Source organism: Amycolatopsis sp. NPDC006125 (assembly GCF_040614195.1).
GTDB classification, from domain to species: domain Bacteria; phylum Actinomycetota; class Actinomycetes; order Mycobacteriales; family Pseudonocardiaceae; genus Amycolatopsis_E; species Amycolatopsis_E tucumanensis.
Map to the genome: position 1 here is coordinate 1 of NZ_JBEXTZ010000085.1, position 24,953 is coordinate 24,953.

Sequence of the window (24,953 nt, forward strand, 5' to 3'; positions counted from 1 at the left end):
CGGTCCGGCGCGCAGGACTTCCCCGCGCCGCAGGGCATCCACCTCGACGGTGTGGTCGAGGCTACGCTCGGCGGAACTGGGCTGCGCGGCGCTCGGACCGGCCACCGGCGCGGCGCTGTGCTTCCTGGCGACGAGCCTGCGGGCGCGCGCGGTGGTCGAGATCGGCACCGGCATCGGGGTCAGCGGGCTCTACCTGCTGCGCGGAATGGCCCCGGACGGGGTCCTCACCTCGATCGACATCGAGCCGGAGCACCACCAGGCCGCGCGCCGCACCTTCCGCGAGGCCGGGTACCCGCCCGGCCGCACGCGGCTGATCATGGGCCGGGCGCTGGACGTGCTGCCGCGCCTCACCAGCGGCGGCTACGACCTGGTGTTCGTCGACGCGGCGCGTGCCGAGTACCCGCGTTACTACGAGCACGGCGTCCAGCTGCTGCGGCCCGGCGGGGTGATCGCGTTCCACGGCGTGACCGACGCGGCCCGCGGCGAGCGGCGGGAGCCCGGAGTGCTCGCGGCGCGCGAGCTGGCGCGGGCCATCCGCGAGGACGAGCGGCTGGTGCCGGCGCTGCTGCCGGTCGGCGGGGGGTTGCTGGTCGCCGCGGTGCAGTGATCATCGCTGGTCAGCGCTGTGTCGCGGGCCGCTGGCGCGGTGTGACGCCCCTCGAAATCGTCGTACCCCTGGTGCAGGATCTCCTCACGCGGGAAATGTCCGGATCGACGAGGGGGTCGTCATGCGCGAGGCAGTCCTGAGCGCCGCGCGGTTCATCACCACGCACGCCGAGGAGCCGTTGGGGCTGGGGGACGTCGCCGACCACGTCGGCTACAGCCCGTTCCACCTGGCCCGCACGTTCACGCGGGAGCTGGGCATGCCGCCGTGCCAGTACCTGACCGCGCGCCGGTTCGAGCGGACCAAACAGCTGCTCCTGCAGACCGACGAGCGGATCATCGACATCTGCAACGCGGTCGGGTTCTCCGCTGTCGGCACGTTCACCTCCCGGTTCACCGCCGCGGTGGGCACCACGCCGGTCGAGTTCCGGCGGCTGCCGGACGTGCTCGCCGACTCGCCGCCGCGGCCGATGTCGTCCCCGGGCGCGGGCGGCGGCACGGTGATGGGCACGGTCCGGCTGAGCCCGGCCGCGCAGGTGGCGCTGGGGCCGGACCCGGCCGTGTACGTCGGGCTGTTCCCCAAGCGCGCCGCGCGCGGGTTCCCGGTCAGCGGCACCCTGCTGGCCGAACCCGGTGACTTCCTGCTCACCGGGGTCCCGACGGGCACGTACTGGGTGATGTCGTCGGCGCTGCCCAGCGGCGGCGGCGCGACGGCGCAGCTACTCCCGGGCCGCACCGTGGCCGGCGCGTGTCCCCGGGCGGTGCGGGTGTCGGCGGAGGCGCCGGTGCACCAGCGGGACGTGCACCTGGACCTGGGGCAGGACTGGTCGCCGCCGGTGCTGATCGCCCTGCCGGCGCTCGCCTCGGCCGATGCGCAAGAACGGAGAAGACACCGGTGAGAGCGCCGCCGTAGCGTCCGGAGGGTGATCACGCACCTGCACTCGGCCACGATCCTGGTCGGCGACCAGGAGGAGGCGCTGCGCTTCTACGTGAGCACGCTGGGGTGGGAGAAGCGGGAGGACCTGCGGTTCGGGCCGGTGCACCGGTTCCTGAGCGTGGCGCCGCCGGGCGCGGTGACGTCGATCGTGCTGGGGCAGCCGGAGGTCTACGCGCGGGAGCTGGTCCCGGGCGGCACCGGGATCACGGTGATGACGCCCGACGTGGCCGCCACGCAGGCCGAGATGTCTGCCCGGGGTGTGCGCTTCGCGGGGCAACCGCAGGCGATGCCATGGGGCACGAAGGCGACGTGGTTCACCGACCCGTTCGGGAACGAGTACTTCCTGCTGGAGGGCTGAGGGCTGCGATCAGGCCGGGATCGCCGCCCGGCGGGCAGCGGCTGCGCGAAGGCTGATCCTTGCGGCCCGACCAGCACCGCCGGGTCGCCGCCGCACTGGTCACCCTCAGCCGAAATCAACCACCGGGTGGTGCGCCCCTCGGCCCGACCACGGCCAACGGGGCTGCCGTGCTGGTCGCCCTCAGCCGAAACCAGCCGCCGGACGGTGTGCCGACACCCTGGCCACCGCCGCGCCGGTCGCCCTAAACCACAGCCACCCGCGCGGTCCGCGCCCGCAGCCCGACCACCGCGGCGCCCGCCAATGCCAGCCACACCACCGCCGCCCCGACCAGCCAGCTCCAGCCGAACCGTCCGAAGACCACGCTCCCGGCCGTGCCGCCGACGCTGCTGCCCAGGTAGTAGGCCAGCGTGTACATCCCGGACGCCTGCCCCCGCGCCCCCTCCGGGGCCTCCGCCGCGGCCCAGCCGTTGGCGACCGCGTGCGCGGCGAAGAAACCGCCGGTGAGCACCACGAAACCGAGCACCACCAGCGGCAGCGAGTCGGGCAGGGTGAGCAGGATCCCGGTCGCCATCACGGCCAGCCCGCCGAGCACCGCGCGCGGCCGGCCGAACCGGGCGACCAGTCTGCCCGCGTTCGACGACGACACCGAGCCCACCGCGTAGGCCAGGAACACCAGCGAAGCGACCGCCGGCGACAACCCGAGCTCCCCGGTCAGCCGGAACCCGGCCGCGTTGTACATCGCCACGAAGGCGCCCATCGCGAGCAGCGCTACCCCGTACTGGGCCAGCAGCACCGGCCGCCGCAACGCGGTCCCGACGCCGGTCAGCACGTCCCGCAACCGCAACCCCGAACCGCTCGGCCGCGCGCCCGCAGGCAACGACAACACCGTGATCGCGCTGCACACCAGCGCCACCCCCGCGACCACGGCCAGCGCGCCGTGCCAGCCGAGGGCCTCCGCGCTGAACCCGGCCGACAGCCTGCCGACCATGCCGCCGACCGTGTTGCCCGCGATCATCGCCCCGACCGCCGCGGCCACCCCGGTCTTGCCGAGCTGCTCGACCAGGTACGCCGAGGCCACCCCGGGGAACCCGGCGATCGCGATCCCCTGCAACGCCCGCAACGCGAGCAGCACCGGGTACGAGGGCGCGAACGGCATCAGCAGGCCGAGCACGACCGACAACGTCACCGACACGACGATGATCGGCCGCCGCCCGACGATCTCCGACAACGCCGCGATCGGCAGCACCGCGATCGCCAGCGCCCCGGTCGCCACCGACACCGCCAGCGACGCCGAACCGGGGTCGAGCTGGTACTGCGCGGCGAGCTGCGGCAGGACCGGCTGCGGCGCGTAGAGCAGGGCGAACGACGAAATCCCGGCAGCAGCGACCGCGAGCTTCACCCGCCGCGTTGCCGGGCGGGCCGGGGCGAGCACATCGACTGACACGCCTCGAAAGTAAGCCGCGCTAAAAAATACTTCCAATGCGCGGAACTGGCACAATTCATACCGTGACGTATGAAAGCCCGCCGGAAGCGTCTGACCAGCGGCTGGCCGCGGAGCTCGCGCCCAGCCTGGCCCTGCTGGCGGCCCTGCGTGAAACGCGCAACATCACCCGCGCGGCGGAGCGGCTGGGCATCCCGCAGCCGACGGTGAGCCGCCGCCTGGCCGGGTTGTCCGAGGTCGTCGGCGCGCCGCTGACCCGGCCGGACGGGCGCGGCGTCCGGCTCACGCGAGCGGGCGAAATCCTCGCCGCGACGGCCGCCCGCGCGCTCGCTGTCGTCGAGACGGGTGTGCGGCAGACGCGGGAGGAGATCTCGCCGGACAGCGGGCACGTCGTGCTCGGGTTCCTGCACCTGCTGGGCCGGTGGCTGGTCCCCTCGCTGCTGCGCGACTTCCGCGCCGACCACCCCGGCGTGCGGTTTTCACTGGTCCAGGGCTCGCGGCAGCACGTGCTGGACCGGCTCGCGGACGGTGAGCTGGACCTGGCGCTGGTGGCTCCGCTGCCGGACACCGCGGCGCTGGACAGCTTCGCGTTGTCGGAGCAGGACCTGCTGCTGTCGGTGCCGGAGGCGCACCCGCTGGCCCGGCGGCGCCGCATCCGGGTCGAGGAGCTGGCCGACGAGCCGTTCGTGACACTCGAACACGGCTATGGGCTGCGGCAGATCATCGACGACCTGTGCGCGGCGGCCGGGTTCGAGCCGAAGATCGCGTTCGAGAGCCAGGAGTCGGACACCACGCGGGGCCTGGTCGCCGCGGGGCTGGGGGTGGCGCTGCTGCCGCGGTTCGGGCCAGCGCCGCCAGCCGGGGTGGTGGAGGTGCCGCTGTCGCCGCAGGTCAGCCGCACCATCGGGCTGACCTGGCGAGCAGGCGAGGAACCGACCCCGGCGGTAGCCGCCTTCCGCGACTACGTGCGCACCAACGGCACGCGCTACGCCTGACGCCGGACACGGCTCGGGCCCCCGATGGTGGAACTCCCGGAACTACGCCCGATACGAGCCGGGCCTGGGAGTAGTGCCGCCGCGCTTCAAACCCGCGCCGCCCGCCGGGGTGGTGGAGCCACTGTCCCCGCAGGGCAGCCGCACCATCGCGTCCGGAACTACGCCTGATCCGAGCCGAACGCCTCCGCGAACGCCACCAGCGTCCGCGCCGCGAAACCCGTCGCGCCCGGGACGACCTCCGCGTAGGGCTTTTCGGCCCTGGCCGGGCCCGCGATGTCCAGGTGCGCCCACGGCAGGCCCTCAGTGAACTCGCGCAGGAACAGCGCCGCCGTGATGCCGCCTGGCCCGCCGGGCGCCTGCTTCACGTCGGCGAGCTCGCCGCGCACCGCGTCGGCGTGGGCGTCCAGCAGCGGCATCCGCCACCACGCCTCCCCGACGCTCGCGCCCGCCTCGCGGATCTCGTCGGCCAGCTTGTCGTCCGTGGCGAACAGCCCGCCGGTGCGCAGGCCGAGCGCGACCTTCATCGCGCCGGTCAGGGTCGCCACGTCCACCACAGCGTCCGGGCTGAACCGCCGGATCCCGTAGGCCAGCGCGTCCGCCATGACCATGCGGCCCTCGGCGTCCGTGTTGGACACCTCGGTGGTCCGCCCGCCGTAGTGCCGCACCACGTCGCCCGGCCGGTACGACGAGCCGGACACGTGGTTCTCCGCCGCCGGGACCAGCGCCGTGACCCGCACCGGCAGCCGCAGCGAGGCGATCGCCAGCGTGGCCGCGATGACGGCGCCACCGCCGGCCATGTCGGTGCGCATCAGGTGCATCCCGTCGGCCGGTTTGATCGACAGGCCACCGGTGTCGAACGTGATGCCCTTGCCGACCAGCAGCAGGTGACGGACCGCGCCACGCGGCCGGTACGTCAGCTCGATCAGCCGCGGCGGGCTCGCCGAGCCCCCGCCGACCGCGAGCACCCCGCCGAAGCCCTGCGCGGCCAGCCACTGCTCGTCCCGGATCGTGGCGCTCAGGCCTGGCACCTCGCCGGCCAGTCGCGCGGCGGTGTCGGCCAGCCACTCCGGGTTCTTGACGTTGGACGGCGTGTTCGCCAGGTCCCTGGCCAGCGCCGACGCGCCGGCCAGCACCCGCGCGCGCTCGACGACCCGCTGGTGACCGGCGTCGGCCGTGACCAGGCGCAGCGTGCGCAGCGCGGGCTGCTCCGCGTCGCCGCTGACCTTGAACCGGTACCCGCCGAGCAGCGCCCCCAGGGTCAGCTCCGCGACCTGCTCGCCGGTGACGTCGGCATCCAGTTCGACCTGCACCGCCTTGACGTCCGCGGCCTCCCTGGCGAGGGCCGCGCCCGCGGCGCGCCAGTGCGCGGGCCCGCCCTCGCCGATCCCCACCAGCCAGCGCACGTCCCCGCCGGGGAGCCGGCGGACCTCACCGGCCTTGCCGGTGTGCTCGACTCCGGCGACCGGCGCGTCCGCACCAGCGGGGACCAGGACGGCCAGGTCGGCGCCTCGACGGCGGCCGTCGGCGACCTCGACGTCGATCAGCCGGGTGGGAACGGACGGCAGGGGGAACCGCGCCATCTGGCGACCTCCTGGAACTCAAGGGACTGCGGCCGCGCGTGACGTCAGCCGGTGACGACGGAACGGGAGCGGGTCAGCTGGTGGCCTCCTGCAGGGCAACCCCCAGGTCCTTGGCCTCTTCGGCCGACAGCTCGACGACAAGTCGCCCACCGCCCTCGAGCGGAACGCGCATCACGAGGCCCCGCCCCTCCTTAGTCACCTCGAGGGGACCATCTCCGGTCCGGGGCTTCATGGCCGCCATAGCGTGCTCCCTCCGTATCAACCGGCGCGCCCGGGTCGCGCTCTTCAAGCCAACCGGGTCAGGCCCCATTCTCCCTCATCAGGATGGGCGCGCGAACGCGGACCGATCTTTTCGTGTTTGCTTAGGTGCTGGTATCGCCCCTCACCCGAGATTTCAGGAGGCCCTCCGGTGACCACCGAGGACGTGCTGCTCACCGCCGACGCCGACGGCGTGCGCACCGTGACGTTGAACCGCCCCAAGGCCTACAACTCGCTCACCGTCGAGCTGAAGGAGCGCCTGCTGGCCGCGTTGCGCGAGGCTTCGGCGGACCCGGCGGTGCGCGCGGTCGTGCTGACCGGCGCGGGCAAGGCGTTCTGCGCGGGCCAGGACCTCAAGGAGCACGTCGGGCTGCTGCAGGCAGGCGACCCGGCGCCGCTGCGGACCGTGCAGGACCACTACAACCCGATCGTCCGGGCCATCGTGGAGATGCCGAAGCCGGTGATCGCCGCGGTGAACGGGCCCGCCGCGGGTGCGGGTGCGGCTTTCGCCTACGCCGCGGACCTGCGCATCGCCGCGTCGTCGGCGAACTTCCTGATGGCGTTCGCCAACGTCGGGCTCGGCCCGGACTCGGGCGCGTCGTGGACGCTGCAGCGGCTGGTCGGCTACGGCCGGGCGGCCGAGCTGATGCTGCTCGCGCGCACGGTCGGCGCCGAGGAAGCGCTGTCGCTGGGCCTGGTCACCGAGGTCGTGCCGGACGAGGAGCTGGCCGGCCGGGCGCAGGCGCTCGCCGCGAAGCTCGCCGCCGGGCCGACGGTCAGCTACGCGAAGATCAAGCAGGTGCTGACCGTGGCCGCGGAGGGCTCGCTGGAGGATGCGCTGGCCGCCGAGGACGCGGCGCAGACGGTGCTCGGCTCTACGGCCGACCACCGCGAGGCGGTGGAGGCGTTCGTCGCCAAGCGCAAGCCGGACTTCCAGGGCAAGTAGGGCCATTCCGCGGCGGAGCCGCTGTCACCACACACGCAGCTGGCGCCGCCGCGGGTTCGGAGTCGGCTCAGCCGCGCGAAGCGCGTCCGTTGAGGGTGGTGGCGGGCTGGCGGGAGGGCCCCTCGCGAGGACAGCGCCGACGTGGTGGTCGGCACTGCGCGCCGAGCGCGTCCACCAGGGGTGGTGGTCGGGCCGGCGGGCGGGGATTCACGATGACGCGATCCCACAGCCCGGAAGCACGGCGGCGCGAAGCGCCTCGATGAGGGGCGGTGGTCGGGTGGCGGGCGGGATCCTGAGGTTCCGCCACCCGCACCGCCGCGCAGGGTGCCCAACTATGAATTTGCGCGGAAGCAGGTCACCAGGTGGTCGTCGACCATGCCGGTGGCCTGCATCAGCGCGTAGCACGTCGTCGGGCCGACGAAGGCGAACCCGCGCTTCTTCAGCGCCTTCGCCATGGCCGTCGACTCGGGCGTGATGGCCGGGACGTCCGCCATCGTGCGCGGGCGGGGCCGCTCCCCCGTCGGCGCGAACGACCACAGCAGGTCGTCCAGCGGCTGGTCCAGCGTGGTGATCGCGCGGGCGTTCGTGATCGCGGCCAGGATCTTCGCCCGGTTCCGCACGATCGACGCGTCCGTCATCAGGCGCTCGACGTCGTCGTCACCGAACTCGGCCACCTTCTCCGGCACGAAACCGGCGAACGCGTTCCGGAAGCCCTCCCGCTTGCGCAGGATCGTGATCCACGACAGCCCGGACTGGAACGCCTCCAGGCACAGCCGCTCGTACAGGGCGTCCTGCCCGCGCAGCGGCACGCCCCACTCCGTGTCGTGGTACTCGGCGTAGTCCGGGGCCGAGTTCCCCCACGGGCACCGCGCCACCCCGTCGGCGCCGATCGACTCCGTCATACCTGCCCCACCGAATAGCTCTCCGCGAACTTCGCGAACCGTTTCAACGAGTACCGCAGCCCGATCACGAACGCGGGCTTCACCACCGGCCAGCCCAGCTGCCCCGCGGGCCCGAGCGGCGGCACCAGGCTCTCCGACCACACGAACGTCGAGGAGTGCGCGCCCTTCGCGTGCACGTGGAAGGCGCCGGTGCCCTTGACGACGCTGCCCAGGTGCCGGACCGTGCACCGCACCGGCGGCTCCCAGCTGGTGATCACCATCGGGTCGGTGACGCCGACCCCGCGCACCCCGGTGAACGCGCTCAGCTTCGACCCGACGCTGCGGCCGTCGCCCTCGACGACCTCGACGTGCGTGCCGAGCATCCACTCGTGCTGCCGCTCCCAGTCGGTCAGCGCGAGCCACGTCGTGCCCGCGCTCGCGTGCACGTCCACGGACAGGACCAGGTCGATCATCCCGAGGTCTGCCGTTCCGCCTCGAGCTCGGCCACCCTGGCGCGGAGCTCGTCGATCTCGGCGCCCAGCCGCCGCACCACCCAGTCCACTTCGGACATCTTGTACCCGCGCAGCACGAGCTGGAAGCGCACCTTCTGCACGTCCTCGCCGGTGATGTCCCGCACCGGCAGGCGCGTCGGCGAGCTGCCCGGCGGCAGCGGGGCCAGCTCCTCGCCGCGACCGAACACGACGGCGGCCAGCAGGAACACCACAGCCGCCACGAGCAGCATGATCACGAGGTAGATCAGGGCGGTCGTCACGTCAGAATCGTGACACACCCGGGCGGGGTTCGTCCCCCGAGCGCACCTCGCGCATCGGCGGCCGGTCGGCGACCAGGACGTCCGACTCCCGCGGCACCCACGCCCCGGCCTCGGCCACGAACTGCGTCAGCGTCCCGGAGCCGCCCGCGTCGACCCCGCAGCGGGCCAGCGCCGTGCCGAGGATCTGCCGCGCCATGACGCCCAGCTGCAGCAGCGACCGGTTCCGGTGCTTCCGGACCCCCAGGTTGACCTGCGCGAGCCCGGCCATGCCGTAGCGGGCCTCGGCGTCGAGCAGCAACCCGATCTCCACCCCGTACCCGGCCGCGAACGGCACCGACTCGAGGAACTCGCGCGTGGCCGCGTACTCGCCGCCGAGCGGCTGGACCACCGCCGACAACGCGGGCCGCAGCGCGGACAGCACCGGGCGCGCGAGCAGCTCGGTCACCCGCCCGCCGCCGTGACCGGCCTCGGCGGACTCGACCCGCAGCGGCCGCCGGTAGAACCCCTTGACCAGGTGCACGCCCTCGGCCAGCAGCAGCGGGCCGAGCAGCGCGGGCACGAACCCGGGATCGGGGTCGACGAGGTCGGAGTCGAGGAACACGACGAGGTCACCGGTGGTCGCCGCCAGTGACCGCCAGAGCACCTCGCCCTTGCCGGGCAGCGGTTCCAGGTCCGGCAGCACGTCCTCGCGGCGCACCACCCGCGCGCCCGCCTCCGCCGCGACCTCGATCGTCGCGTCGGTGGAACCGGAGTCGACGACCACCAGCTCGTCGACGAGGGTGCCGACCAGCGGCCGCACCGACGCGACCACCTCGCCGACCGTCTTCTCCTCGTCGAGCGCGGGCAGCACCACCGACACGGTGCGGCCCGCTTTCGCCCGTACCAGGTCAGCGGGGTCGAAATCGGGCTCCTGCCACGTGCGCAGGGCGAACCAGCCGGTGTCCATGACCGCCGATCGTGCCATGCTGGGATTGACGACGAACTGGAGGAACCCGTGCTTTACCAGCTGATCCGTCTCCTGGCCGTACCGGTGGTCAAGCTGATCTACCGGCCGGAGGTGCGCGGCGTCGACAGGGTTCCCGCGTACGGCCCGGTGATCCTCGCGCCCAACCACCGCGCGGCCGTGGACACGACGCTGCTGGCGCTGGTCAGCCCGCGGCGCGTGCGGTTCCTCGGCAAGGCGGAGTACTTCACCGGCAAGGGCCTGAAGGGCCGGCTGATGGCCGCGTTCCTGGACGCGGTGGGGTTCGTGCCGGTGGAGCGCGGCAACGCGAAGGCCGGGCTGGCGGCGCTGGAGTCCGGCCGCAAGGTCCTCGACGAGGGCGGCGTGTTCGGCATCTACCCGGAGGGCACGCGCTCGCTCGACGGCCGCCTGCACCGCGGGCACACCGGAGTCGGCTCGCTGGCCCTGGCGACCGGGGCGAAGGTCGTGCCGGTGGCCATGACCGGGACGGAGAAGCTGCTGCCCAACGGCAAGCTGTTCCCGCGGTTCGCGAAGGTCACCGTCGAGTTCGGGGAGCCGCTGGACTTCTCCCGCTACGACGGGCTGGACGCGTCACCGGCGATCCGGCGGGCCGTGACCGACGAGGTGATGTACGCGATCGCCGAGTTGTCGGGGCAGGAGTACGTGGACAAGTACCACAAGCGGCCCGGGGAGGCCGCCTAGCGACCCCCACCCCGGTCGCACATTCTCGACTATGTGCGCCCGGGGTGCGTCACTGCCACTTGGCGATGTCGGGGGCCTCGTACTTCGCGAAAGCGTCCAGCAGCGCGGCGGGGTCCTCGTCGACGAAGACCAGGTCCCGGTGTTCCGGGCGGAGGAACTTCTCGGTGACCATGTGGTCGATGAACTCCTGGAACGGGCGGTAGTACCCGCGCACGTCGACCAGGCCGATCGGCTTTTCGTGCAGACCCAGCTGCGCCCAGGTCCAGACCTCGGCCAGCTCCTCCAGCGTCCCGGCGCCGCCGGGCAGGGCCAGGAACGCGTCGGCGTACTCGGCCATCTTCGCCTTGCGTTCGTGCATGTCGGCGGTCACCACGAGCTCCGACAGGCCCGCGTGGGCGATCTCCACCCGCTTGAGGTGCTCCGGGATCACGCCGATCACCTCACCGCCCGCCGCGAGCGCGCCGTCGGCCACCGCGCCCATCAGGCCGACGCTCGCGCCGCCGTAGACCAGGCCGATGCCGCGTTCGGCGAGCAGCTTGCCGAGCGCCGTGGCGGCGTCCACGTACACCGGGTCGCCGCCGCCGGAAGAACCGCAGAACACACAGATTCGCTTCACTTAGTGGGTGTCCTCCCAGGCCTTGTAGGCCTCCTCGACCATCGCCACCGCCTCGTCGACGTCGTCGGTGAGGTGCAGCAGCGCCAGGTCCTTGTCACTGATCTTGCCCTGGGCGTGCACCGAGTCCCGGACCCAGTCGTAGAGCCCGCCCCAGTAGGACCGTCCGAACAGGACCACCGGGAACTTCGTCACCTTCTTGGTCTGGACCAGGGTGAGCGCCTCGAACAGCTCGTCCAGTGTGCCGAACCCACCGGGCAGGCAGATGAACGCCTGCGCGTACTTGATGAACATCGTCTTGCGGGTGAAGAAATACCGGAAGTTCACCCCGAGATCGACCCACGGGTTCAGGCCCTGCTCGAACGGCAGCTCGATGCCCAGCCCGATGGACAGCCCGCCCGCCTCGGACGCGCCGCGGTTGACCGCCTCCATCGCGCCCGGCCCGCCACCGGTGATGACCGCGAACCCGGCGTTCGCCAGGCCCGCGCCGATCTTGCGGCCCAGCTCGTACTCGGGGTGGTCGCGCGGCGTGCGGGCCGAACCGAACACGGTGACCGCGCGCGGCACCTCGGCCAGCGCGCCGAAGCCCTCGACGAACTCGGCCTGGATGCGCATGACCCGCCACGGGTCGGTGTGCACCCAGTCGCTGGGCCCGCGCGAGTCGAGCAGGCGCTGGTCGGTGGTGGTCGGCTCGATGCGGCGCTCGCGGCGCAGCACGACCGGCCCCCGCTGCTTCTCCCGCGGGTGCTCGGGATACTCGGACGTTCCGTCCACTTCTGGCCCTGTCACGCCGCCGAGCTTACTGGCCCAGGAAGTCCCGCAGCACGCGCGTGACCTGCCGGATCTCCCGCGCCGCGACGTGCTCCTCGCGGGTGTGCGCGAGGGTCGGGTTCCCGGGACCGAAGTTCACCGCGGCCATGCCGAGCGCGGCGAACCGGGCGACGTCCGTCCACCCCAGCTTCGCCGCCACCGCGCCGCCGGCGGCCTGGACCAGCTCGGCCGTCGCCGGGGCGGTCAGCCCGGGCAGCGCGCCCGGCGAGAGGTCCACAACGGACAGTTCGTAGCCGTCGAACACCTCGCGCAGGTGCTTTTCGGCCTGTTCCGGGCTGCGGTCCGGGGCGAACCGGAAGTTCACGGCGAGCACGGCCTCGTCCGGCACGACGTTGCCCGCGACGCCGCCGGAGATCCGCACGGCCTGCAGACCCTCGCGGTAGGTCAGGCCGTCGATGTCGACCACCCGCGCCTCGTAGGCCTCCAGCCGCCGCAGCGGCTCGCCGAGCGCGTGGATCGCGTTGACGCCCATCCAGGCCCGCGCGGTGTGCGCGCGCTTGCCGGTCTGGCGCAGTTCGACCCGCATCGTGCCCTGGCAGCCTGCCTCGATGACCGCGTTCGACGGCTCCCCGACGATCGCCAGGTCACCCGCGAGCCACTCCGGCATCTCCCGCTCGATCCGGCCGAGACCGTTGCGCACGGCCTCGACCTCCTCGTTGTCGTAGAAGACGAACGTCACGTCGTGGCGCGGTTCGGTGACGGTGGCGGCGAGGTGCAGGAACACCGCGTCGCCGCCCTTCATGTCGACCGTGCCGAGCCCGTGCAGCACCTCGTCGTCGCCGGAACCCTCGCGGCGCACCGGCAGGTTCTCGTTGACCGGCACCGTGTCCAGGTGCCCGGCCAGCACCACGCGGGCGGGCCTGCCGAGGTTCGTCCTGGCCAGCACGGCGTCGCCGTTGCGCACCACCTCCAGGTGCCCGGCCTGCGCGAGCAACGCGGCCTGCACCGCGTCGGCCAGCGCCGCCTCCTGCCCGGACACGCTCTGGACGTCCACCAGCGCGGCGGTCAGGTCGACGGGGTCGGCGTGCAGGTCGAGAGTCGTCATGTCCCGACTCTAGGGGGTGTCGTACGGTGGGCGGATGCGCACGTGGAAGGCCCTGATCACGCTCGGTGCGCTGGCACTCGTGCTGGCCGGCTGTTCGAACGAGGCGGGCCCGACCCCGAAGGGCGGCGGGGGCCAGGCGGAAACGCCGTACGCCCTGTCGGTCAAGCTCAACGCCCTCACCGCGGACACCTGCTTCCGCGACCCGGCCGGCCAGACCCCGCGCGGCTGCGGCAAGTACGTCACCGAGCTGGGCAGCACCCCGGGCCTGGTGCGCGAGCAGGCCGGCCCCAAGCACCCGGACGTGGTCGCGGCGGCGAACGGCCTGGAAAAGGCCATCGGCGACTACCGCGGCGGCCACTGCGACGCCGTCGCCGAGCCGGGCGGCGCGTGCACCACGGCGCTCACCGCGATCGCCGACAGCCTCCGGTCGGTCAAGCAACTGGTGGACACCCAGCTCATGACCGGCTGAGTTACGGTTGGGGCCGTGAGCGAGCAGAGCCCCAACCCCGAGACCACCGGTGCGCACGGCGTCGGCCTGGCCACCGTCACCACCGACGGGACCGTGCTGGACACCTGGTTCCCGCAGCCCAAGCTGGGTGAGCCCGGCACCAGCGGAACCGAGCGGCTGACCCGCGAGCAGGCCGCCGAGGTCCTCGGCGAGGCCGCCGCCGCGCTGCTCGGCCCGGACGAGGCCCGTGGCGTCGAGGTGGTCGCCGTCCGCACCACCATCGGCACGCTCGCGCAGGCCCCGGCCGACGCGCACGACATCTACCTGCGCCTGCACCTGCTGTCGCACCGCCTGGTGCAGCCGCACGGGCAGAACCTGGACGGCATCTTCGGCCTGCTGGCCAACGTCGTGTGGACCAACCACGGCCCGTGCCCGGTCGAGGGCTTCGAGCAGACCCGGCTGCGGCTGCGGGCGCGCGGCCCGGTCACCGTCTACAGCGTCGACAAGTTCCCGCGCATGGTCGACTACGTGATGCCCACCGGGGTGCGGATCGGCGACGCCGACCGCGTGCGCCTCGGCGCGCACCTGGCCAACGGCACCACCGTCATGCACGAGGGCTTCGTCAACTTCAACGCGGGCACGCTCGGCGCGTCGATGGTCGAGGGCCGCATCTCGGCCGGTGTGGTCGTCGGCGACGGCACCGACGTCGGCGGTGGCGCGTCGATCATGGGCACGCTGTCCGGCGGCGGCAAGGAGGTCATCTCGCTGGGTGAGCGCTGCCTGATCGGCGCCAACGGCGGGGTCGGCATCTCACTCGGCGACGACTCGGTGGTCGAGGCCGGGCTCTACGTCACGGCCGGGACGAAGGTCGTGGTCGAGGGCAAGACCGTCAAGGCGCGTGAGCTGTCCGGCATCTCCGGCGCGTTGTTCCGTCGCAACTCCGAGACCGGCGCGGTCGAAGCCGTTCCGCGGACCGGGGCGGGCATCGAGCTGAACGAGATGCTGCACGCGAACTGACCTGGGTGCGATTTTCGTTCACCTATCATTCATCCGGTGAGCACCGCTACGTTGCCATCCCGTGTCGTGACCGCCGGTGACCTGGGTCTGCCCGGCGGACCGCTGGTCGCGGGCCCGCGGGACACCCCCGAGGCCCTGCTGCGGGCGCGGATCGACGGTCAGCTGCGCGCGATGCTCAAGTACGAGCCGGGCACGCGGTCCGGGGCCGATCCCGAGGACCTGCACCAGATGCGCGTCGCCGTCCGCCGGCTCCGCAGCGCGTTGAAGCTGCTGGGGCCGGCGGGCGACGACGTGCGGGCCGAGCTGAAGTGGCTGGGCGCCGGGCTCGGCGAGGTGCGTGATCACGACGTGCTGATCGACCACCTGCGGGCCACGGTCGCGTCGTTCGACGAGTCCGACCAGCAGGCGGGCGCGCGGCTGGTGCGGATCTTCGTCGCGGAGCGGTCGAAGGCGAAGCGCCGCCTGAACCGGTGCCTCGGCAGCGCCCGGTATGCCGCGCTGTTGCGGTCGACGGCGCGGCTGGTGCTGACGGAGCTGCAGCTCACCCCCGGTGCTCAGCCCGGACCGGTCGACGTCGCCGCCGTGGTGCGGAAGCCGTACCGGAAGCTGACGAAGGCGGTGGCCGCGCTGCCGGCCGACCCGCCGGACGACGAGCTGCACGAGCTGCGGATCCACGGGAAGCGCCTGCGGTACGCGGCGGAGACGGCGAAGTCGGCGGCGCGGAAGAAGCAGGTCACGCGGGTGCGCGAGCTGATCAAGGCGACGAAGCGGCTGCAGGACGTGCTGGGCGACCACCAGGACGCGGTGGTGGCCGCCGAGCGGATGCGGGCGCTCCTTGCCGCGACCGACGAGCCGGCCGTCGGTTTCGTCGCGGGCCGCATCGCGGAGCGCGAACTGAGGCGCCGCGCGGCGGCGCGGGCCACCTGGGGCGCGGTGCTGGCGGACGTGCACACCGCGGCGGCGAAGGTCTGCGGCTAGCTCACTGTCCGGGGCACGGTAGCGGGACGAGAACTATCTGGCGGCGCGCCACCTCCCGAGGCCATCGCTCGATGGCAACGGCGCTGCCCGAGGCTCGCCCGCTGCCCGGATGGGCAGACGGCAAGGCCCGCGGGCCGCCGCGCAGGCGAGACCATCGCGCGATGCAGCACCGCCCGCGGAGACCACCGCCCTCTCGCCACCCGCCGCCCGGCGAGCCTGCCGGACCGGGGCAGCCGCGAGGTCAGCGGGCCGCCGCGGATCGCGTACTGCCCGGGCGGGCATCGCCCGAAACGAGCGCACTCTCGCCACCCGCCGCAACACCCGCCCCCGCTGACCGGCGGCCATCACCACCCGCCGCAACGCCCGCGCCCCCACCGACCCGAGACCATCGCGCCCGGCCCAGCGCGACGGGCACCGCTCCCCCATCGGCCCGAGGCCAGCGCGCATTGCCCAACGCAACGCCCACGCCCCCACCGACCCGACACCATCGCGCCCGGCCCAGCGCGACGGGCACCGCTCCCCCACCGGCCCGAGGCCAGCGCGCCCTGCCCAGCGCAACGCCCACGCCCCCACCGACCCGAGACCATCGCGCCCTACCCAGCGCGACAGTCACCGCTCCCCCATCGCTCCGAGACCGTCGCGCCCTGCCGACCGCGCGTCCGCGGCTAGCGGGTCAGCGCGCCCACGTAGCCGTCCGGCCGCACGACCACCTCCTTCGCGTCGTAGGCCGAGAACGCGAAGCCCTCCGCATCCACGACGTACCGCCCCGCCGCCTTCACCCCCGGGCGCAGCACCGCGTAGGTGTGTGGCTCCTCCGGTGCGTCGGCGTCGAAAATCAGCCTCGTGGCGTGCGGGCCGCGGAACAGGTCGAACAGGCGGACCTTCGCGCCGCCGGCGTCCAGGACCGGCGCGTCCGGCGCGCGGTCCCCCACCGCGAGGCCCGGCTCGTCCGTCACCCGGTAGCTGATGTCGAGCTGCTGGGTCTCCGCACCGCGTTCGTGGGCCCGCTCATCGCCTTCCAGGTGCCTGCGCAGCAGCTCCGAGGAGACCCCCAGCACCCGCTCGGCCACCGCCCGCCGCTCGGTTTCGTAGCTGTCCAGCAGCTCCGGTGAGCCGTCGGCCAGCTTCCAGCCCAGGTTGAAGGCGTCCTGCACGCCCGTGTTCAGCCCCTGCCCACCGGTCGGCGGGTGGACGTGCGCCGCGTCGCCGATCAGGAACACCCGGCCCTCCCGGAACCGCTTCGCCAGGCGCACGTTCGGCCGCCACACCGTCGACCACGCCAGCTCCCCCAGGCGCACCCCCGCGTTCAGACCATCCAAAATGGACTGGAGGGTCTCCGCGGTCGGTTCCGCGTCGGCCTCCCCCAGCGGCGCGCCGAACTGGAACAGGCCGATCCCGGGCAGCGGGCTCATCATGACCCCGCTGCCCGGGTCCGCCGCACGCGCGAACCAGTAGCCGAACTCCGGGTCCAGATCGGCCTCGACGTCGCCGAGCAGCATCTTCACCGACTCGTCGGTGACGCCCTCGAACTCGATCCCCAGCGCCTTCCGCACGAAACTGCGCCCGCCGTCCGCGCCGACCAGGTAGTCCGCGCGCACCGCCTCGCCGGTCGACAGCTCCGCGGCGACCCCGGCGCCGTCCTGCGTGAAGCCGGTCAACTCCGCACCCAGCTCGACCCGCACCCCGAACTCCGCCAGCCGGTCGCGCAGGATGCCCTCCGTCTGCGACTGCCCCAGCACCCAGCCGTTCGGGTAGGGCACGTCGGGCGTCGGCTCGCGCCGCTCGCCCATCCGGCGCTCCATGACGTACTCGCCGTCCAGGTGCACCCGGAAGGCCGGCATCTCCCGGCCCGCGGTCAGCACGGCGTCGATGACCCCGAGGTCGTCGAACACCTCCAGGGTGCGCGGCTGCAGCCCGTCGCCACGGGAGCCGCGGAAGAACTCGGTCGCTTTGTCGACGATCCGCACGCCGACGCCGCGCCGGGCGAGGTCGATGGCCAGGGTGAGCCCCGCCGGGCCCGCACCCGCGATCACAATGTCCATTTTCTGAATCTCCATTCACTGAATCTCGATTCATAATGGACTTGCTAGCGTGCTCCCGTCAAGGAGGTGCCGTGAAGCGCAAGGAGAAGGCGGCGGAGACCGAGGCCGCACTGAAGGCCGCGGCGCAGCGGCTGTTCGCCACGCGCGGCTACCTGAACACGAAGATCACCGACATCACGGCGGAGGCGGGCCGGGCGGCCGGATCGTTCTACAACCACTTCGCCAGCAAGGAAGAGCTGCTCGAATCACTGCTGGCGGACCTGGAGGTGGCCGGCGACGAGAGCGCCGACCAGGCCGGTCACAGCCCGGACTTCGCCGACCCCGCGGCGGTCCGCTTCCACGTCGAGGCGTACTGGCGCTTCTACCGCGAGCACGCGCCGACAATGCGCGCGCTGCAGCAGGCGGCGATGGTCAACGCGGACTTCGCCCACAAGCTCGCCGAGTTCACCCGCGCGCAGAACGAGGAACTGACCGACCACGTGGACTACGTGACCAAGGCGGGCCACCGCCTGCCCGGCACTCCGCTCGCGAGCGTCACGATGATGACCACGGCGGCCGAGACCTTCGCGCGGCAGTGGCACGACGGCCTGCTGGACCTGCCCGAAGAAGAGGCGCTCGAAGCCCTCACCCGGTTCGTCTACCGGGGCCTCACCGGCCGCGACTACTGAGCGGAAACACCCGGGAAACAGGCGCCCCGGTTCACTCTCTCCCGAACGATCACGACGGGAGACGCAGATGACGACGTTTTCCCGGCGGGCCGCGCTCAGCGCCGTCCCGCTGGCCACCGGCCTGCTGGCCGCGCCTCCGGCCGCGGCCGCCGGCAGCTCCACGGCCGTGCCCGCGGCACTGCGGCCGGGCGGCGCCTACGACCGCTACCTGGCACAGCGCGCAGCCGAGGACCGGTTCTCCGGCACCGTGCTCGTGGCCCGCGGGGGCCGGCCGGTGCTGGTCCGCTCGTACGGGATGGCGGACCAGGAGCACGGCGTCCCCAACCGGGACGACACGATCTTCAACCTGGCATCGGGCGCCAAGCCGTTCACCGGGCTGGCCGTCGTCCAGCTCGCCGAGCAGGGCAAGCTGCGGTTCCACGACAAGATCGGCGACCACTTGGACGGTTTCCCCGCCGAGGTGGCGACCAGGGTGTCCGTGCACCACCTGCTCACCCACACCGGCGGGCTGACCTCCGCGACCAGCGAAGGCAGGATCTTCACCAGCGTCGAGGAACGCACCGAGTACCTGGCCCGGAGCACCCGTGAGCTGTCGCTGCGGTTCGTCCCCGGCAGCGACAAGGCGTACAGCAGCGAGGGCTACGAAATCCTCGGCGAGATCGTCGCGACCGTGTCCGGGCAGCCGTTCCAGGACTACGTCCGGCAGCACATCTTCGAGCCGGCCGGGATGCGCGACTCCGCCTACTGCACACGGGCGGACTGGCTGGCGAACGTGCGCATCGCCCACCCGTACGTCTACCTGCAGGACGGCTCGCGGGTGGATGGCGTGCGCGACCTCTCCGCCGGCTCCACCATCAACGGCGGGTTCGGTAGCAACGCCGCACGCGCCTTCGTCGGATCCGGCGGTGGCGGGGCCTTCTCGACCGCTCCCGACCTGGTGCGCTTCGCGCTCGCGCTGCGGGACGGAAGACTGCTCGGCCACGCTTACCGGGACCTGTACACGGGTGGCAAGATCAGCAGTCCGCCGATGCGGGGTGGCGCGCCACGCGGCGAGACTTTCCAGGCGTACGGCCCGCTGGTCGGCTTGGTCGAGGGACGACGGATCGTCAACCACGGCGGCGGTATCGCCGGGGGCAACACGAACTGGTCGATCTACCTCGACACCGACTGGGTGGCCGTCATCCTGTCGAACTACGACCTGCCCGATTTCCCGGACGTCATCGAGCAGGAACGGCAGGCGTTGCTCGGCTACTGAGCGAGGCGCTCGGCGGCGGCTTCGACGCGCTCGTCGGTCGCGGTGAGCGCCACCCGCACGTGCTCGCCGCCCGCGGGGCCGTAGAACGTGCCCGGCGCGACGAGGATCCCGCGCTCGGACAGCCACCGCAGGGTCTCCCAGGAGTCCTCACCGCGAGTGGCCCACAGGTAGAGCCCGGCCTCCGAGTGGTCGATGCGGAAACCGTTGTCCTGCAACGCCTTCTGCAGCACCACCCGACGGCGGGCGTAGCGATCGCGCTGCAGCGACAGGGCGCTGTCGTCGGCCAGGGCGACCGTCATCGCCTCCTGGACCGGCCGCGGCACGATCATGCCGGCGTGCTTGCGCACCGCCAGCAGCTCGGCGACCAGCTCCGGGTCACCGGCGACGAACCCGGCGCGGTAGCTGGCCAGGTTCGCGGACTTCGACAGCGAGTGCACGGCCAGCAGGTTGTCGTGGCGGCCGCCGCACACCGACGGGTGCAGGATCGACACCGGATCGGCGTCCCAGCCCAGCGCGAGGTAGCACTCGTCGGAGACCACGATCACGTCCCGCTCGCGCGCCCACTCGACGATCTCGCGCAGCGCCTCGGCGCCCAGCACGCGTCCGGTCGGGTTGGACGGCGAGTTCAGCCACACCATCGCGGGCGGCTCGGCGAGGCCACGGGGGTCGTCGGCACGCACGACCCCGGCGCCGGCCAGCAGTGCGCCGACCTCGTAGGTCGGGTAGGCCAGCTCGGGGATCACCACGGTGTCGCCGGGCTCGGCGCCCAGCAGCCGCGGCAGCCAGGCGACCAGCTCCTTGGACCCGATCGTGGGCAGCACCGCCGCCGGATCGACGCCGGTGACCCCGTGCCGGCGGCTCAGCGCCTCGACCGCCGCCGCGCGCAGCTCAGGCGTGCCGTGGGTGGTCGGGTACCCGGGGATCTCCGACACCGACGCCAGCGCGGCGCGGATCGACTCGGGCACCGGGTCGACCGGGGTGCCGACCGAGAGGTCGACGAGGCCGCCGGGGTGGGACTTCGCCCGCGCCGTGGGCTCGGCGAGCGAGTCCCACGGGAAGTCGGGCAGGCCGGTACCGCCGCGGTTCATTCGCCCTGCGGGGGCAGGTCCTTGATCCACTGCGGATCGTTGCTGGTCTTGCCGACCTTCGAGGCGCCGCCGGGCGAGCCGAGGCTGTCGAAGAAGTCGACGTTGGCCTTGGTGTACTCGGCCCACTCGTCCGGGACGTCGTCCTCGTAGTAGATGGCCTCGACCGGGCACACCGGCTCGCAGGCACCGCAGTCCACGCACTCGTCCGGGTGGATGTAGAGCATGCGGTCGCCTTCGTAAATGCAGTCGACGGGGCATTCGTCGATGCACGCCTTGTCGAGCACGTCGACGCAGGGCTCGGCAATCACGTACGTCACTGCGATCTCCAGCTAGGTCCAAGGATCCACTACCGATCCTGGACATTACGCGCCGATGCGCGGACCTTCCAAAGTAAGGCCACCCTTAATCCGGGGATCCACGAGCACAATGGGGACGTGGACTCCTCCGAGACGCTCGAGCTCCGCTGCGCCGACGCCTGGCCCGCGGTGACCGTGGACAAGATCGGTGACTGGCGGCTTCGCGCCGCGGGCGGGTTCACCGGACGCGCCAACAGCGCACTGGCCGTCGGCGACCCGGGAGTGCCGGTCGAGAGCGCGCTGACGGCCGTTTGTGACTTCGCCCACGCCCACGGCATTCTCCCGGTCGCCCACACGGTCGTCGGCAGCGCGAACGAGCGCGCGATCGCGGCCGCGGGCTGGGTGCCGAACACCGGTCACGCGGCCGGGCACCTGGTGTCCGTCCTCACCGGCCCGCTCGGCACGGGCGCCGACGAGGTACCCGTCCTCGCCGCGCCGACCGCGGGCTGGTGGGAGCTGACCGTCGGACGAGAAGAGCCGACGGACGCCGAGCGGCACGTGCTGACCACCGGCGAAATCGGCTACGCGGTCGCCGAAGTGATGGGAGTCACAGCCGGTGCGGTGCGTGCGGCGGTGGTCGACGACGTGCTCCACATCGCCCGGCTCGCCGTCCGCCCCGGGTACCGCCGTCGCGGCCTGGCCTCGGCGTTGATGGCCGCCTGCGGGCCATGGGCGGCCGAGCGCGGGGCGGCGCGCGCCGTGCTCCAGGTCGCCGTGGACAACGCCGGGGCGCTGGCGTTCTACGACCGGCTCGGGTTCACCGAGCACCACAGGTACCGGTACTGGGTTCCGGGACCCCGGGCGTGCGAGGATCGCTCGCTGTGAAGGTTGTCGTAGTTGTCGGCGGGGTGGGCGGCGCCCGCTTCCTGCTCGGAGTGAAAGCCGCGCTGGGTCTGCCCCCGATCGGCCCTGGGGACTCGACGCACGAGATCACCGCGGTGGTGAACACCGGCGACGACGTGTGGATGCACGGCCTGCGGATCGCGCCGGACCTGGACACTTGCATGTACACGCTCGGCGGTGGCATCGACACCGAACGCGGGTGGGGGCACCAGGGCGAGACCTGGGTGGTCAAGGAGGAGCTGGCGGCCTACGGCGCCGAGCCGACCTGGTTCGGCCTCGGCGACAAGGACATCGCCACCCACCTGATCCGCACCCGCATGCTGCGCGCGGGCTACCCGCTGTCCGCGGTCACCGAGGCGCTGTGCGACCGGTGGCAGCCCGGCGTGCGGCTGCTGCCGATGACCGACGACCGGGTCGAGACGCACGTCGTCATCGACGACCCGGACGAGCCGGGCAGCCGCAAGGCGATCCACTTCCAGGAGTGGTGGGTGCGCTACCGGGCGGAGCCGCAGGCGCATTCGATCGTGCCGGTCGGTGTCGAGGAGGCCAAGCCGGCGCCGGGCGTGCTGGACGCGATCGGGGAGGCCGACGCGGTCCTGTTCGCACCGTCCAACCCGGTCGTCTCGGTGGGCACCGTGCTCGCCGTGCCGGGCGTGACGGAGGCGCTGCGCAAGACCGAGGCCGGGGTGGTCGGCGTGTCGCCGATCATCAGCGGCAAACCCGTGCGCGGCATGGCCGACGCGTGCCTGAGCGCGATCGGGGTGGAGACGTCGGCCGAGGCGGTCGGCATCCACTACGGGTCGCGGCAGACGTCGGAGGACGGGCTGCTCGACGGGTGGCTGGTGGCCGAGGGCGAAACCGTGCACGTGCCGGGCGTCGCGGTGCGGGCGGTGCCGCTGCTGATGTCCGATGTGGACGCGACCGCGGCCATGGCGCGCGCCGCGCTCGAACTCGCGGGAGCCGAAGTTGAGTGACCACTCCGCCGCACGACTGGAGATCCTGCCGGTCCAGGGCCTGCCGGAGTTCCGGCCGGGCGACGACCTGACCGGCGCGATCGCGACCGCCGCGCCGTGGCTGCGCTCCGGCGACGTCGTCGTGGTCACCAGCAAGGTCGTGTCGAAGATCGAGGGACGGCTGGTGCGCGTCCCCAGCGACCCGGAGGCACGGGACGCGGCCCGGCGCGAGCTGGTCGAGCAGGAGTCGGTGCGGGTGCTGGCCCGGTTCAACCGGACCCTCATCACGCAGAACCGGATCGGGATCGTGCAGGCCGCCTCGGGCGTGGACGCGTCCAATGTGAACGGTGACGAGATCGCGCTGCTGCCCGCCGACCCGGACGCGGCGGCGTTGGCCCTGCGCAACGGATTGCGCGAGCGGCTGGGTGTCGAGGTCGCGGTGGTCATCACCGACACGATGGGCCGGGCGTGGCGGGTCGGCCAGACCGACAACGCCATCGGCGCCAGCGGGTTGCGCGTGCTGCACTCCTACGAGGGCGAGGTCGACGGGCAGGGCAACGAGCTGCAGGTCACCGAGATCGCGGTGGCCGACGAGATCGCCGCGGCCGCGGACCTGGTGAAGGGCAAGCTGACCGCGACGCCGGTCGCGGTCGTGCGCGGGCTGGAGATCGCCGACGACGGGTCGGACGCGCGGAAGCTGGTGCGGCCGTCGGAGGAGGACATGTTCTCCCTCGGCACGCGTGAGGCGATCGCGCAGGGCCGTCGCGAGGCGGTGCTGGTGCGCCGGTCGGTGCGGTCGTTCACCGACGAGCCAGTCGACGCCGACGCGCTGCGCCGCGCGATCGGGGCCGGGCTGACCGCGCCCGCGCCGCACCACACGCGGCCGGTGCGGTTCGTGTGGCTTCGCGACCGCGGGTTGCGGACGAAGCTGCTGGAGGCGATGCGCGAGGCGTGGCGGGCGGACCTGTCCCGTGACGCGTTCACCGAGGAGCAGATCGCGAAGCGGGTTTCCCGCGGCGACATCCTGTTCGAGGCGCCGGAGGTGGTGATCCCGTTCCTGGTGCCGGACGGCGCGCACACGTATCCGGACGAGCGGCGCAACGCCTGCGAGCGCACGATGTTCACCGTCGCCGGCGGGGCCGCGGTGCAGGGGCTGCTGGTGGCGCTGGCGGCGGAGGACCTCGGCTCGTGCTGGATCGGGTCGACGATCTTCGCGGCCGACGTGGTGCGTGAGGTGCTCGGGCTGGAGCCGTCGTGGCAGCCGCTGGGCGCGGTGGCGATCGGGCACCCCGCCGGTGGACCCGCGGCGCCGCGCTCACCGGCGCTGGACGGGCTGGTCGAGCTGTGAACCTCCACACCGACGTGGTCGAGACGCTGGAGAAGTGGCAGCCGGGGACGGCCGGGCAGGAGGCGCTGCGGCACGCGTTCCTGGGTTTCCTCGCCGCGCGGGAGGACGCGTGCCGCCGGTCGTGCGCGGCCGGGCACATCACCGCGTCGGCCGTGGTGCTGGACGCTTCCCGGTCGAACGTGCTGCTGACGCTGCACCCGCGGGTCGGGCGGTGGTTGCAGCTGGGCGGGCATTGCGAGGATTCGGACACCTCGCTGGCGGCGGCCGCGTTGCGGGAGGCGTCGGAGGAGTCCGGGATGAGCGGGCTGACGATCTCGGCGGAGCCGGTGCACCTGGACGTGCACCCGATCACGTGCTCGCTCGGGGTGCCGACGCGGCACTTCGACGTGCGGTTCGTGGTCGTGGCGCCGGAGGGTGCGTCCCCGGTGCGCAGCGAAGAGTCGGACGACCTGCGGTGGTGGCCGCTGACCGCGTTGCCGCCCGGTTCGGAGGACCTGACCGAGCTGATCGCGGCGGCATGCGAATGATCGTCTCGGTCGACCCGGCGTCCGCGGTGCCGCCGTACGAGCAGGTGCGGTCCGGGCTGGCGCGCCAGATCAACTCCGGCGCGCTCGCGGTGGGCACGAAGCTGCCGACGGTGCGCGGGCTGGCGGAGGAGCTGGGCATCGCGCCGAACACGATCGCCCGCGCCTACCGCGAGCTGGAGGAGGCCGGCCTGATCGAAACGCGCGGCCGGGCGGGTTCGTTCGTGGCCTCCTCAGGCGACGAGTCGCTTTCGCGAGCCCGCGAGGCGGCCGAGACGTATGCGGCGGTGACGCGGGCTTTGGGGTTGTCGGGGGAAGAGGCGCTGAAGATCGTCCGCGCCGCGCTCGCCCACTGACGCAGCCTCACGCCGCGCTCGCGCCGCAGCAATGCCCGCGACCGCGGGACTCGCGCGCGGCAATGTGGAACGCGCCCAAGCTCGCGAGTCCGACGCTGGAGTGCGCGAGTTCCGCGCTGGGGCGCGCGAGTTCCGCGCTCGGGGCGGGGGT

The 24,953-nt window shown here is 72.9% G+C and carries 29 protein-coding genes; 16 read left to right on the top strand and 13 right to left on the bottom strand.

Going from position 1 to position 24,953, the window contains the following annotated elements:
- From ABZ193_RS32710 to ABZ193_RS32720, 3 genes are all read left to right on the top strand, one after another.
- The coding region (locus ABZ193_RS32710; protein ID WP_354712614.1) for an O-methyltransferase at positions 1 to 607 on the top strand (607 nt) is incomplete at its 5' end.
- A gap of 121 nt (positions 608 to 728) precedes the next feature.
- Positions 729 to 1,502: an AraC family transcriptional regulator gene (locus ABZ193_RS32715; RefSeq protein WP_354712615.1), complete on the top strand. Its 774-nt coding sequence runs from the start codon at positions 729 to 731 to the stop codon at positions 1,500 to 1,502.
- 24 nt (positions 1,503 to 1,526) lie between these two features.
- Positions 1,527 to 1,898 carry a VOC family protein gene (locus ABZ193_RS32720; protein WP_237339693.1) on the top strand — a complete coding sequence of 124 codons (372 nt, stop codon included), beginning with the start codon at positions 1,527 to 1,529 and terminating at the stop codon, positions 1,896 to 1,898.
- Between the two features lie 241 nt (positions 1,899 to 2,139).
- Here the strand turns inward: ABZ193_RS32720 and ABZ193_RS32725 are convergent, their stop codons facing one another.
- On the bottom strand, positions 2,140 to 3,297 hold the full coding sequence (locus ABZ193_RS32725) for an MFS transporter (protein WP_354712623.1): 1,158 nt from the start codon (positions 3,295 to 3,297) through the stop codon (positions 2,140 to 2,142).
- A gap of 107 nt (positions 3,298 to 3,404) precedes the next feature.
- Here ABZ193_RS32725 and ABZ193_RS32730 point away from each other — a divergent pair, with 107 nt between their 5' ends.
- Positions 3,405 to 4,334 (top strand): LysR family transcriptional regulator, encoded by a 930-nt coding sequence (locus ABZ193_RS32730; protein WP_354712616.1) that lies wholly within the window; start codon positions 3,405 to 3,407, stop codon positions 4,332 to 4,334.
- A gap of 158 nt (positions 4,335 to 4,492) precedes the next feature.
- Here ABZ193_RS32730 and ABZ193_RS32735 read toward each other — a convergent pair whose 3' ends face one another.
- Both ABZ193_RS32735 and ABZ193_RS32740 read right to left on the bottom strand, forming a co-directional pair.
- On the bottom strand, positions 4,493 to 5,914 hold the full coding sequence (locus ABZ193_RS32735; protein ID WP_354712617.1) for a leucyl aminopeptidase family protein: 1,422 nt from the start codon (positions 5,912 to 5,914) through the stop codon (positions 4,493 to 4,495).
- Between the two features lie 73 nt (positions 5,915 to 5,987).
- Entirely contained in the window at positions 5,988 to 6,155 is a 168-nt protein-coding gene (locus ABZ193_RS32740; protein ID WP_081617745.1) for a DUF3117 domain-containing protein, read from the bottom strand.
- Positions 6,156 to 6,323: 168 nt separating this feature from the next.
- On the opposite strand from ABZ193_RS32740, the gene ABZ193_RS32745 reads away from it, so the two are divergent.
- Positions 6,324 to 7,118: an enoyl-CoA hydratase-related protein gene (locus ABZ193_RS32745; protein WP_020420950.1), complete on the top strand. Its 795-nt coding sequence runs from the start codon at positions 6,324 to 6,326 to the stop codon at positions 7,116 to 7,118.
- A 332-nt stretch (positions 7,119 to 7,450) separates the two neighbouring features.
- Here ABZ193_RS32745 and ABZ193_RS32750 read toward each other — a convergent pair whose 3' ends face one another.
- The 4 genes from ABZ193_RS32750 to ABZ193_RS32765 are packed head-to-tail and all read right to left on the bottom strand — an operon-like array spanning position 7,451 to position 9,717.
- Positions 7,451 to 8,020, bottom strand: coding sequence for a DNA-3-methyladenine glycosylase I (locus tag ABZ193_RS32750; protein WP_354712618.1), 570 nt, complete (start codon positions 8,018 to 8,020; stop codon positions 7,451 to 7,453).
- Positions 8,017 to 8,472, bottom strand: coding sequence for an SRPBCC family protein (locus ABZ193_RS32755; RefSeq protein WP_020420952.1), 456 nt, complete (start codon positions 8,470 to 8,472; stop codon positions 8,017 to 8,019). The genes ABZ193_RS32750 and ABZ193_RS32755 overlap by 4 nt, the downstream gene beginning before the upstream one ends.
- A complete protein-coding gene (locus tag ABZ193_RS32760) occupies positions 8,469 to 8,771 on the bottom strand; it encodes a DivIVA domain-containing protein (RefSeq protein WP_017986902.1) in 303 nt (100 codons plus the stop codon). Before ABZ193_RS32760 ends, ABZ193_RS32755 begins: the two co-directional genes overlap by 4 nt.
- Position 8,772: 1 nt before the next feature.
- Positions 8,773 to 9,717, bottom strand: coding sequence for a glucosyl-3-phosphoglycerate synthase (locus ABZ193_RS32765; RefSeq protein WP_020420953.1), 945 nt, complete (start codon positions 9,715 to 9,717; stop codon positions 8,773 to 8,775).
- A gap of 48 nt (positions 9,718 to 9,765) precedes the next feature.
- Between ABZ193_RS32765 and ABZ193_RS32770 the strand changes: the two genes are divergently transcribed.
- Positions 9,766 to 10,437: a lysophospholipid acyltransferase family protein gene (locus ABZ193_RS32770; protein WP_237339689.1), complete on the top strand. Its 672-nt coding sequence runs from the start codon at positions 9,766 to 9,768 to the stop codon at positions 10,435 to 10,437.
- 49 nt (positions 10,438 to 10,486) lie between these two features.
- On the opposite strand, the gene ABZ193_RS32775 is transcribed toward ABZ193_RS32770, so the two are convergent.
- The 3 genes from ABZ193_RS32775 to dapE are packed head-to-tail and all read right to left on the bottom strand — an operon-like array spanning position 10,487 to position 12,926.
- Positions 10,487 to 11,053, bottom strand: a complete 567-nt coding sequence (locus tag ABZ193_RS32775; RefSeq protein ID WP_020420955.1) for a TIGR00730 family Rossman fold protein — start codon at positions 11,051 to 11,053, stop codon at positions 10,487 to 10,489.
- Complete coding sequence (locus ABZ193_RS32780) at positions 11,054 to 11,824, bottom strand: TIGR00730 family Rossman fold protein (RefSeq protein WP_017986898.1); 771 nt, start codon at positions 11,822 to 11,824, stop codon at positions 11,054 to 11,056. It abuts the gene before it with no gap.
- Positions 11,825 to 11,849: 25 nt separating this feature from the next.
- Complete coding sequence (gene dapE, locus ABZ193_RS32785; RefSeq protein WP_020420956.1) at positions 11,850 to 12,926, bottom strand: succinyl-diaminopimelate desuccinylase; 1,077 nt, start codon at positions 12,924 to 12,926, stop codon at positions 11,850 to 11,852.
- Positions 12,927 to 12,960: 34 nt separating this feature from the next.
- Here dapE and ABZ193_RS32790 point away from each other — a divergent pair, with 34 nt between their 5' ends.
- The 3 genes from ABZ193_RS32790 to ABZ193_RS32800 all read left to right on the top strand — a co-directional run bounded on the left by ABZ193_RS32790 (position 12,961) and on the right by ABZ193_RS32800 (position 15,369).
- Positions 12,961 to 13,395, top strand: a complete 435-nt coding sequence (locus ABZ193_RS32790; protein ID WP_020420957.1) for a hypothetical protein — start codon at positions 12,961 to 12,963, stop codon at positions 13,393 to 13,395.
- Positions 13,396 to 13,410: 15 nt separating this feature from the next.
- The gene (dapD, locus tag ABZ193_RS32795) at positions 13,411 to 14,391 is read left to right on the top strand and encodes a 2,3,4,5-tetrahydropyridine-2,6-dicarboxylate N-succinyltransferase (RefSeq protein ID WP_020420958.1); all 981 of its coding nucleotides are present in this window, start codon (positions 13,411 to 13,413) and stop codon (positions 14,389 to 14,391) included.
- A 66-nt stretch (positions 14,392 to 14,457) separates the two neighbouring features.
- Entirely contained in the window at positions 14,458 to 15,369 is a 912-nt protein-coding gene (locus ABZ193_RS32800) for a CHAD domain-containing protein (RefSeq protein ID WP_354712624.1), read from the top strand.
- Between the two features lie 665 nt (positions 15,370 to 16,034).
- Here ABZ193_RS32800 and ABZ193_RS32805 read toward each other — a convergent pair.
- Positions 16,035 to 17,411, bottom strand: coding sequence for an FAD-dependent monooxygenase (locus ABZ193_RS32805; RefSeq protein ID WP_354712625.1), 1,377 nt, complete (start codon positions 17,409 to 17,411; stop codon positions 16,035 to 16,037).
- A gap of 71 nt (positions 17,412 to 17,482) precedes the next feature.
- Between ABZ193_RS32805 and ABZ193_RS32810 the strand changes: the two genes are divergently transcribed.
- Together ABZ193_RS32810 and ABZ193_RS32815 are read left to right on the top strand one after the other, a co-directional pair.
- A complete protein-coding gene (locus ABZ193_RS32810) occupies positions 17,483 to 18,079 on the top strand; it encodes a TetR/AcrR family transcriptional regulator (RefSeq protein WP_354712619.1) in 597 nt (198 codons plus the stop codon).
- Positions 18,080 to 18,146: 67 nt separating this feature from the next.
- A complete protein-coding gene (locus ABZ193_RS32815) occupies positions 18,147 to 19,334 on the top strand; it encodes a serine hydrolase domain-containing protein (RefSeq protein WP_354712620.1) in 1,188 nt (395 codons plus the stop codon).
- On the opposite strand, the gene dapC is transcribed toward ABZ193_RS32815, so the two are convergent.
- Positions 19,328 to 20,422, bottom strand: coding sequence for a succinyldiaminopimelate transaminase (gene dapC, locus ABZ193_RS32820; RefSeq protein ID WP_237339685.1), 1,095 nt, complete (start codon positions 20,420 to 20,422; stop codon positions 19,328 to 19,330). The genes ABZ193_RS32815 and dapC overlap by 7 nt on opposite strands.
- The gene (gene fdxA / locus ABZ193_RS32825; RefSeq protein ID WP_020420964.1) at positions 20,419 to 20,739 is read right to left on the bottom strand and encodes a ferredoxin; all 321 of its coding nucleotides are present in this window, start codon (positions 20,737 to 20,739) and stop codon (positions 20,419 to 20,421) included. The genes dapC and fdxA overlap by 4 nt, the downstream gene beginning before the upstream one ends.
- Before the next feature lie 117 nt (positions 20,740 to 20,856).
- Here fdxA and ABZ193_RS32830 point away from each other — a divergent pair, with 117 nt between their 5' ends.
- Genes ABZ193_RS32830 through ABZ193_RS32850 form a run of 5 tightly spaced genes read left to right on the top strand, consistent with a single transcriptional unit; the run spans position 20,857 to position 24,802 of the window.
- Positions 20,857 to 21,603 (top strand): GNAT family N-acetyltransferase, encoded by a 747-nt coding sequence (locus tag ABZ193_RS32830; RefSeq protein WP_020420965.1) that lies wholly within the window; start codon positions 20,857 to 20,859, stop codon positions 21,601 to 21,603.
- Positions 21,600 to 22,595, top strand: a complete 996-nt coding sequence (gene cofD, locus ABZ193_RS32835) for a 2-phospho-L-lactate transferase (protein WP_027936287.1) — start codon at positions 21,600 to 21,602, stop codon at positions 22,593 to 22,595. Before ABZ193_RS32830 ends, cofD begins: the two co-directional genes overlap by 4 nt.
- On the top strand, positions 22,588 to 23,922 hold the full coding sequence (locus ABZ193_RS32840; protein ID WP_020420967.1) for a coenzyme F420-0:L-glutamate ligase: 1,335 nt from the start codon (positions 22,588 to 22,590) through the stop codon (positions 23,920 to 23,922). The genes cofD and ABZ193_RS32840 overlap by 8 nt, the downstream gene beginning before the upstream one ends.
- On the top strand, positions 23,919 to 24,449 hold the full coding sequence (locus ABZ193_RS32845; RefSeq protein ID WP_020420968.1) for an NUDIX hydrolase: 531 nt from the start codon (positions 23,919 to 23,921) through the stop codon (positions 24,447 to 24,449). Before ABZ193_RS32840 ends, ABZ193_RS32845 begins: the two co-directional genes overlap by 4 nt.
- Complete coding sequence (locus tag ABZ193_RS32850; protein WP_020420969.1) at positions 24,446 to 24,802, top strand: GntR family transcriptional regulator; 357 nt, start codon at positions 24,446 to 24,448, stop codon at positions 24,800 to 24,802. Before ABZ193_RS32845 ends, ABZ193_RS32850 begins: the two co-directional genes overlap by 4 nt.
- Positions 24,803 to 24,953: the final 151 nt, after the last annotated feature.

Bases quoted from the DNA above. Each gene is read 5' to 3' on its own strand.
- ABZ193_RS32765 (WP_020420953.1), bottom strand. From the start codon at position 9,717: ATGGACACCGGCTGGTTCGCCCTGCGCACGTGGCAGGAGCCCGATTTC.
- ABZ193_RS32755 (WP_020420952.1), bottom strand. From the start codon at position 8,472: ATGATCGACCTGGTCCTGTCCGTGGACGTGCACGCGAGCGCGGGCACG.
- ABZ193_RS32715 (WP_354712615.1), top strand. From the start codon at position 729: ATGCGCGAGGCAGTCCTGAGCGCCGCGCGGTTCATCACCACGCACGCC.
- ABZ193_RS32750 (WP_354712618.1), bottom strand. From the start codon at position 8,020: ATGACGGAGTCGATCGGCGCCGACGGGGTGGCGCGGTGCCCGTGGGGG.
- dapE (WP_020420956.1), bottom strand. From the start codon at position 12,926: ATGACGACTCTCGACCTGCACGCCGACCCCGTCGACCTGACCGCCGCG.
- ABZ193_RS32815 (WP_354712620.1), top strand. From the start codon at position 18,147: ATGACGACGTTTTCCCGGCGGGCCGCGCTCAGCGCCGTCCCGCTGGCC.
- ABZ193_RS32805 (WP_354712625.1), bottom strand. From the start codon at position 17,411: ATGGACATTGTGATCGCGGGTGCGGGCCCGGCGGGGCTCACCCTGGCC.
- ABZ193_RS32850 (WP_020420969.1), top strand. From the start codon at position 24,446: ATGATCGTCTCGGTCGACCCGGCGTCCGCGGTGCCGCCGTACGAGCAG.
- ABZ193_RS32740 (WP_081617745.1), bottom strand. From the start codon at position 6,155: ATGGCGGCCATGAAGCCCCGGACCGGAGATGGTCCCCTCGAGGTGACT.
- ABZ193_RS32790 (WP_020420957.1), top strand. From the start codon at position 12,961: ATGCGCACGTGGAAGGCCCTGATCACGCTCGGTGCGCTGGCACTCGTG.
- dapC (WP_237339685.1), bottom strand. From the start codon at position 20,422: ATGAACCGCGGCGGTACCGGCCTGCCCGACTTCCCGTGGGACTCGCTC.
- ABZ193_RS32735 (WP_354712617.1), bottom strand. From the start codon at position 5,914: ATGGCGCGGTTCCCCCTGCCGTCCGTTCCCACCCGGCTGATCGACGTC.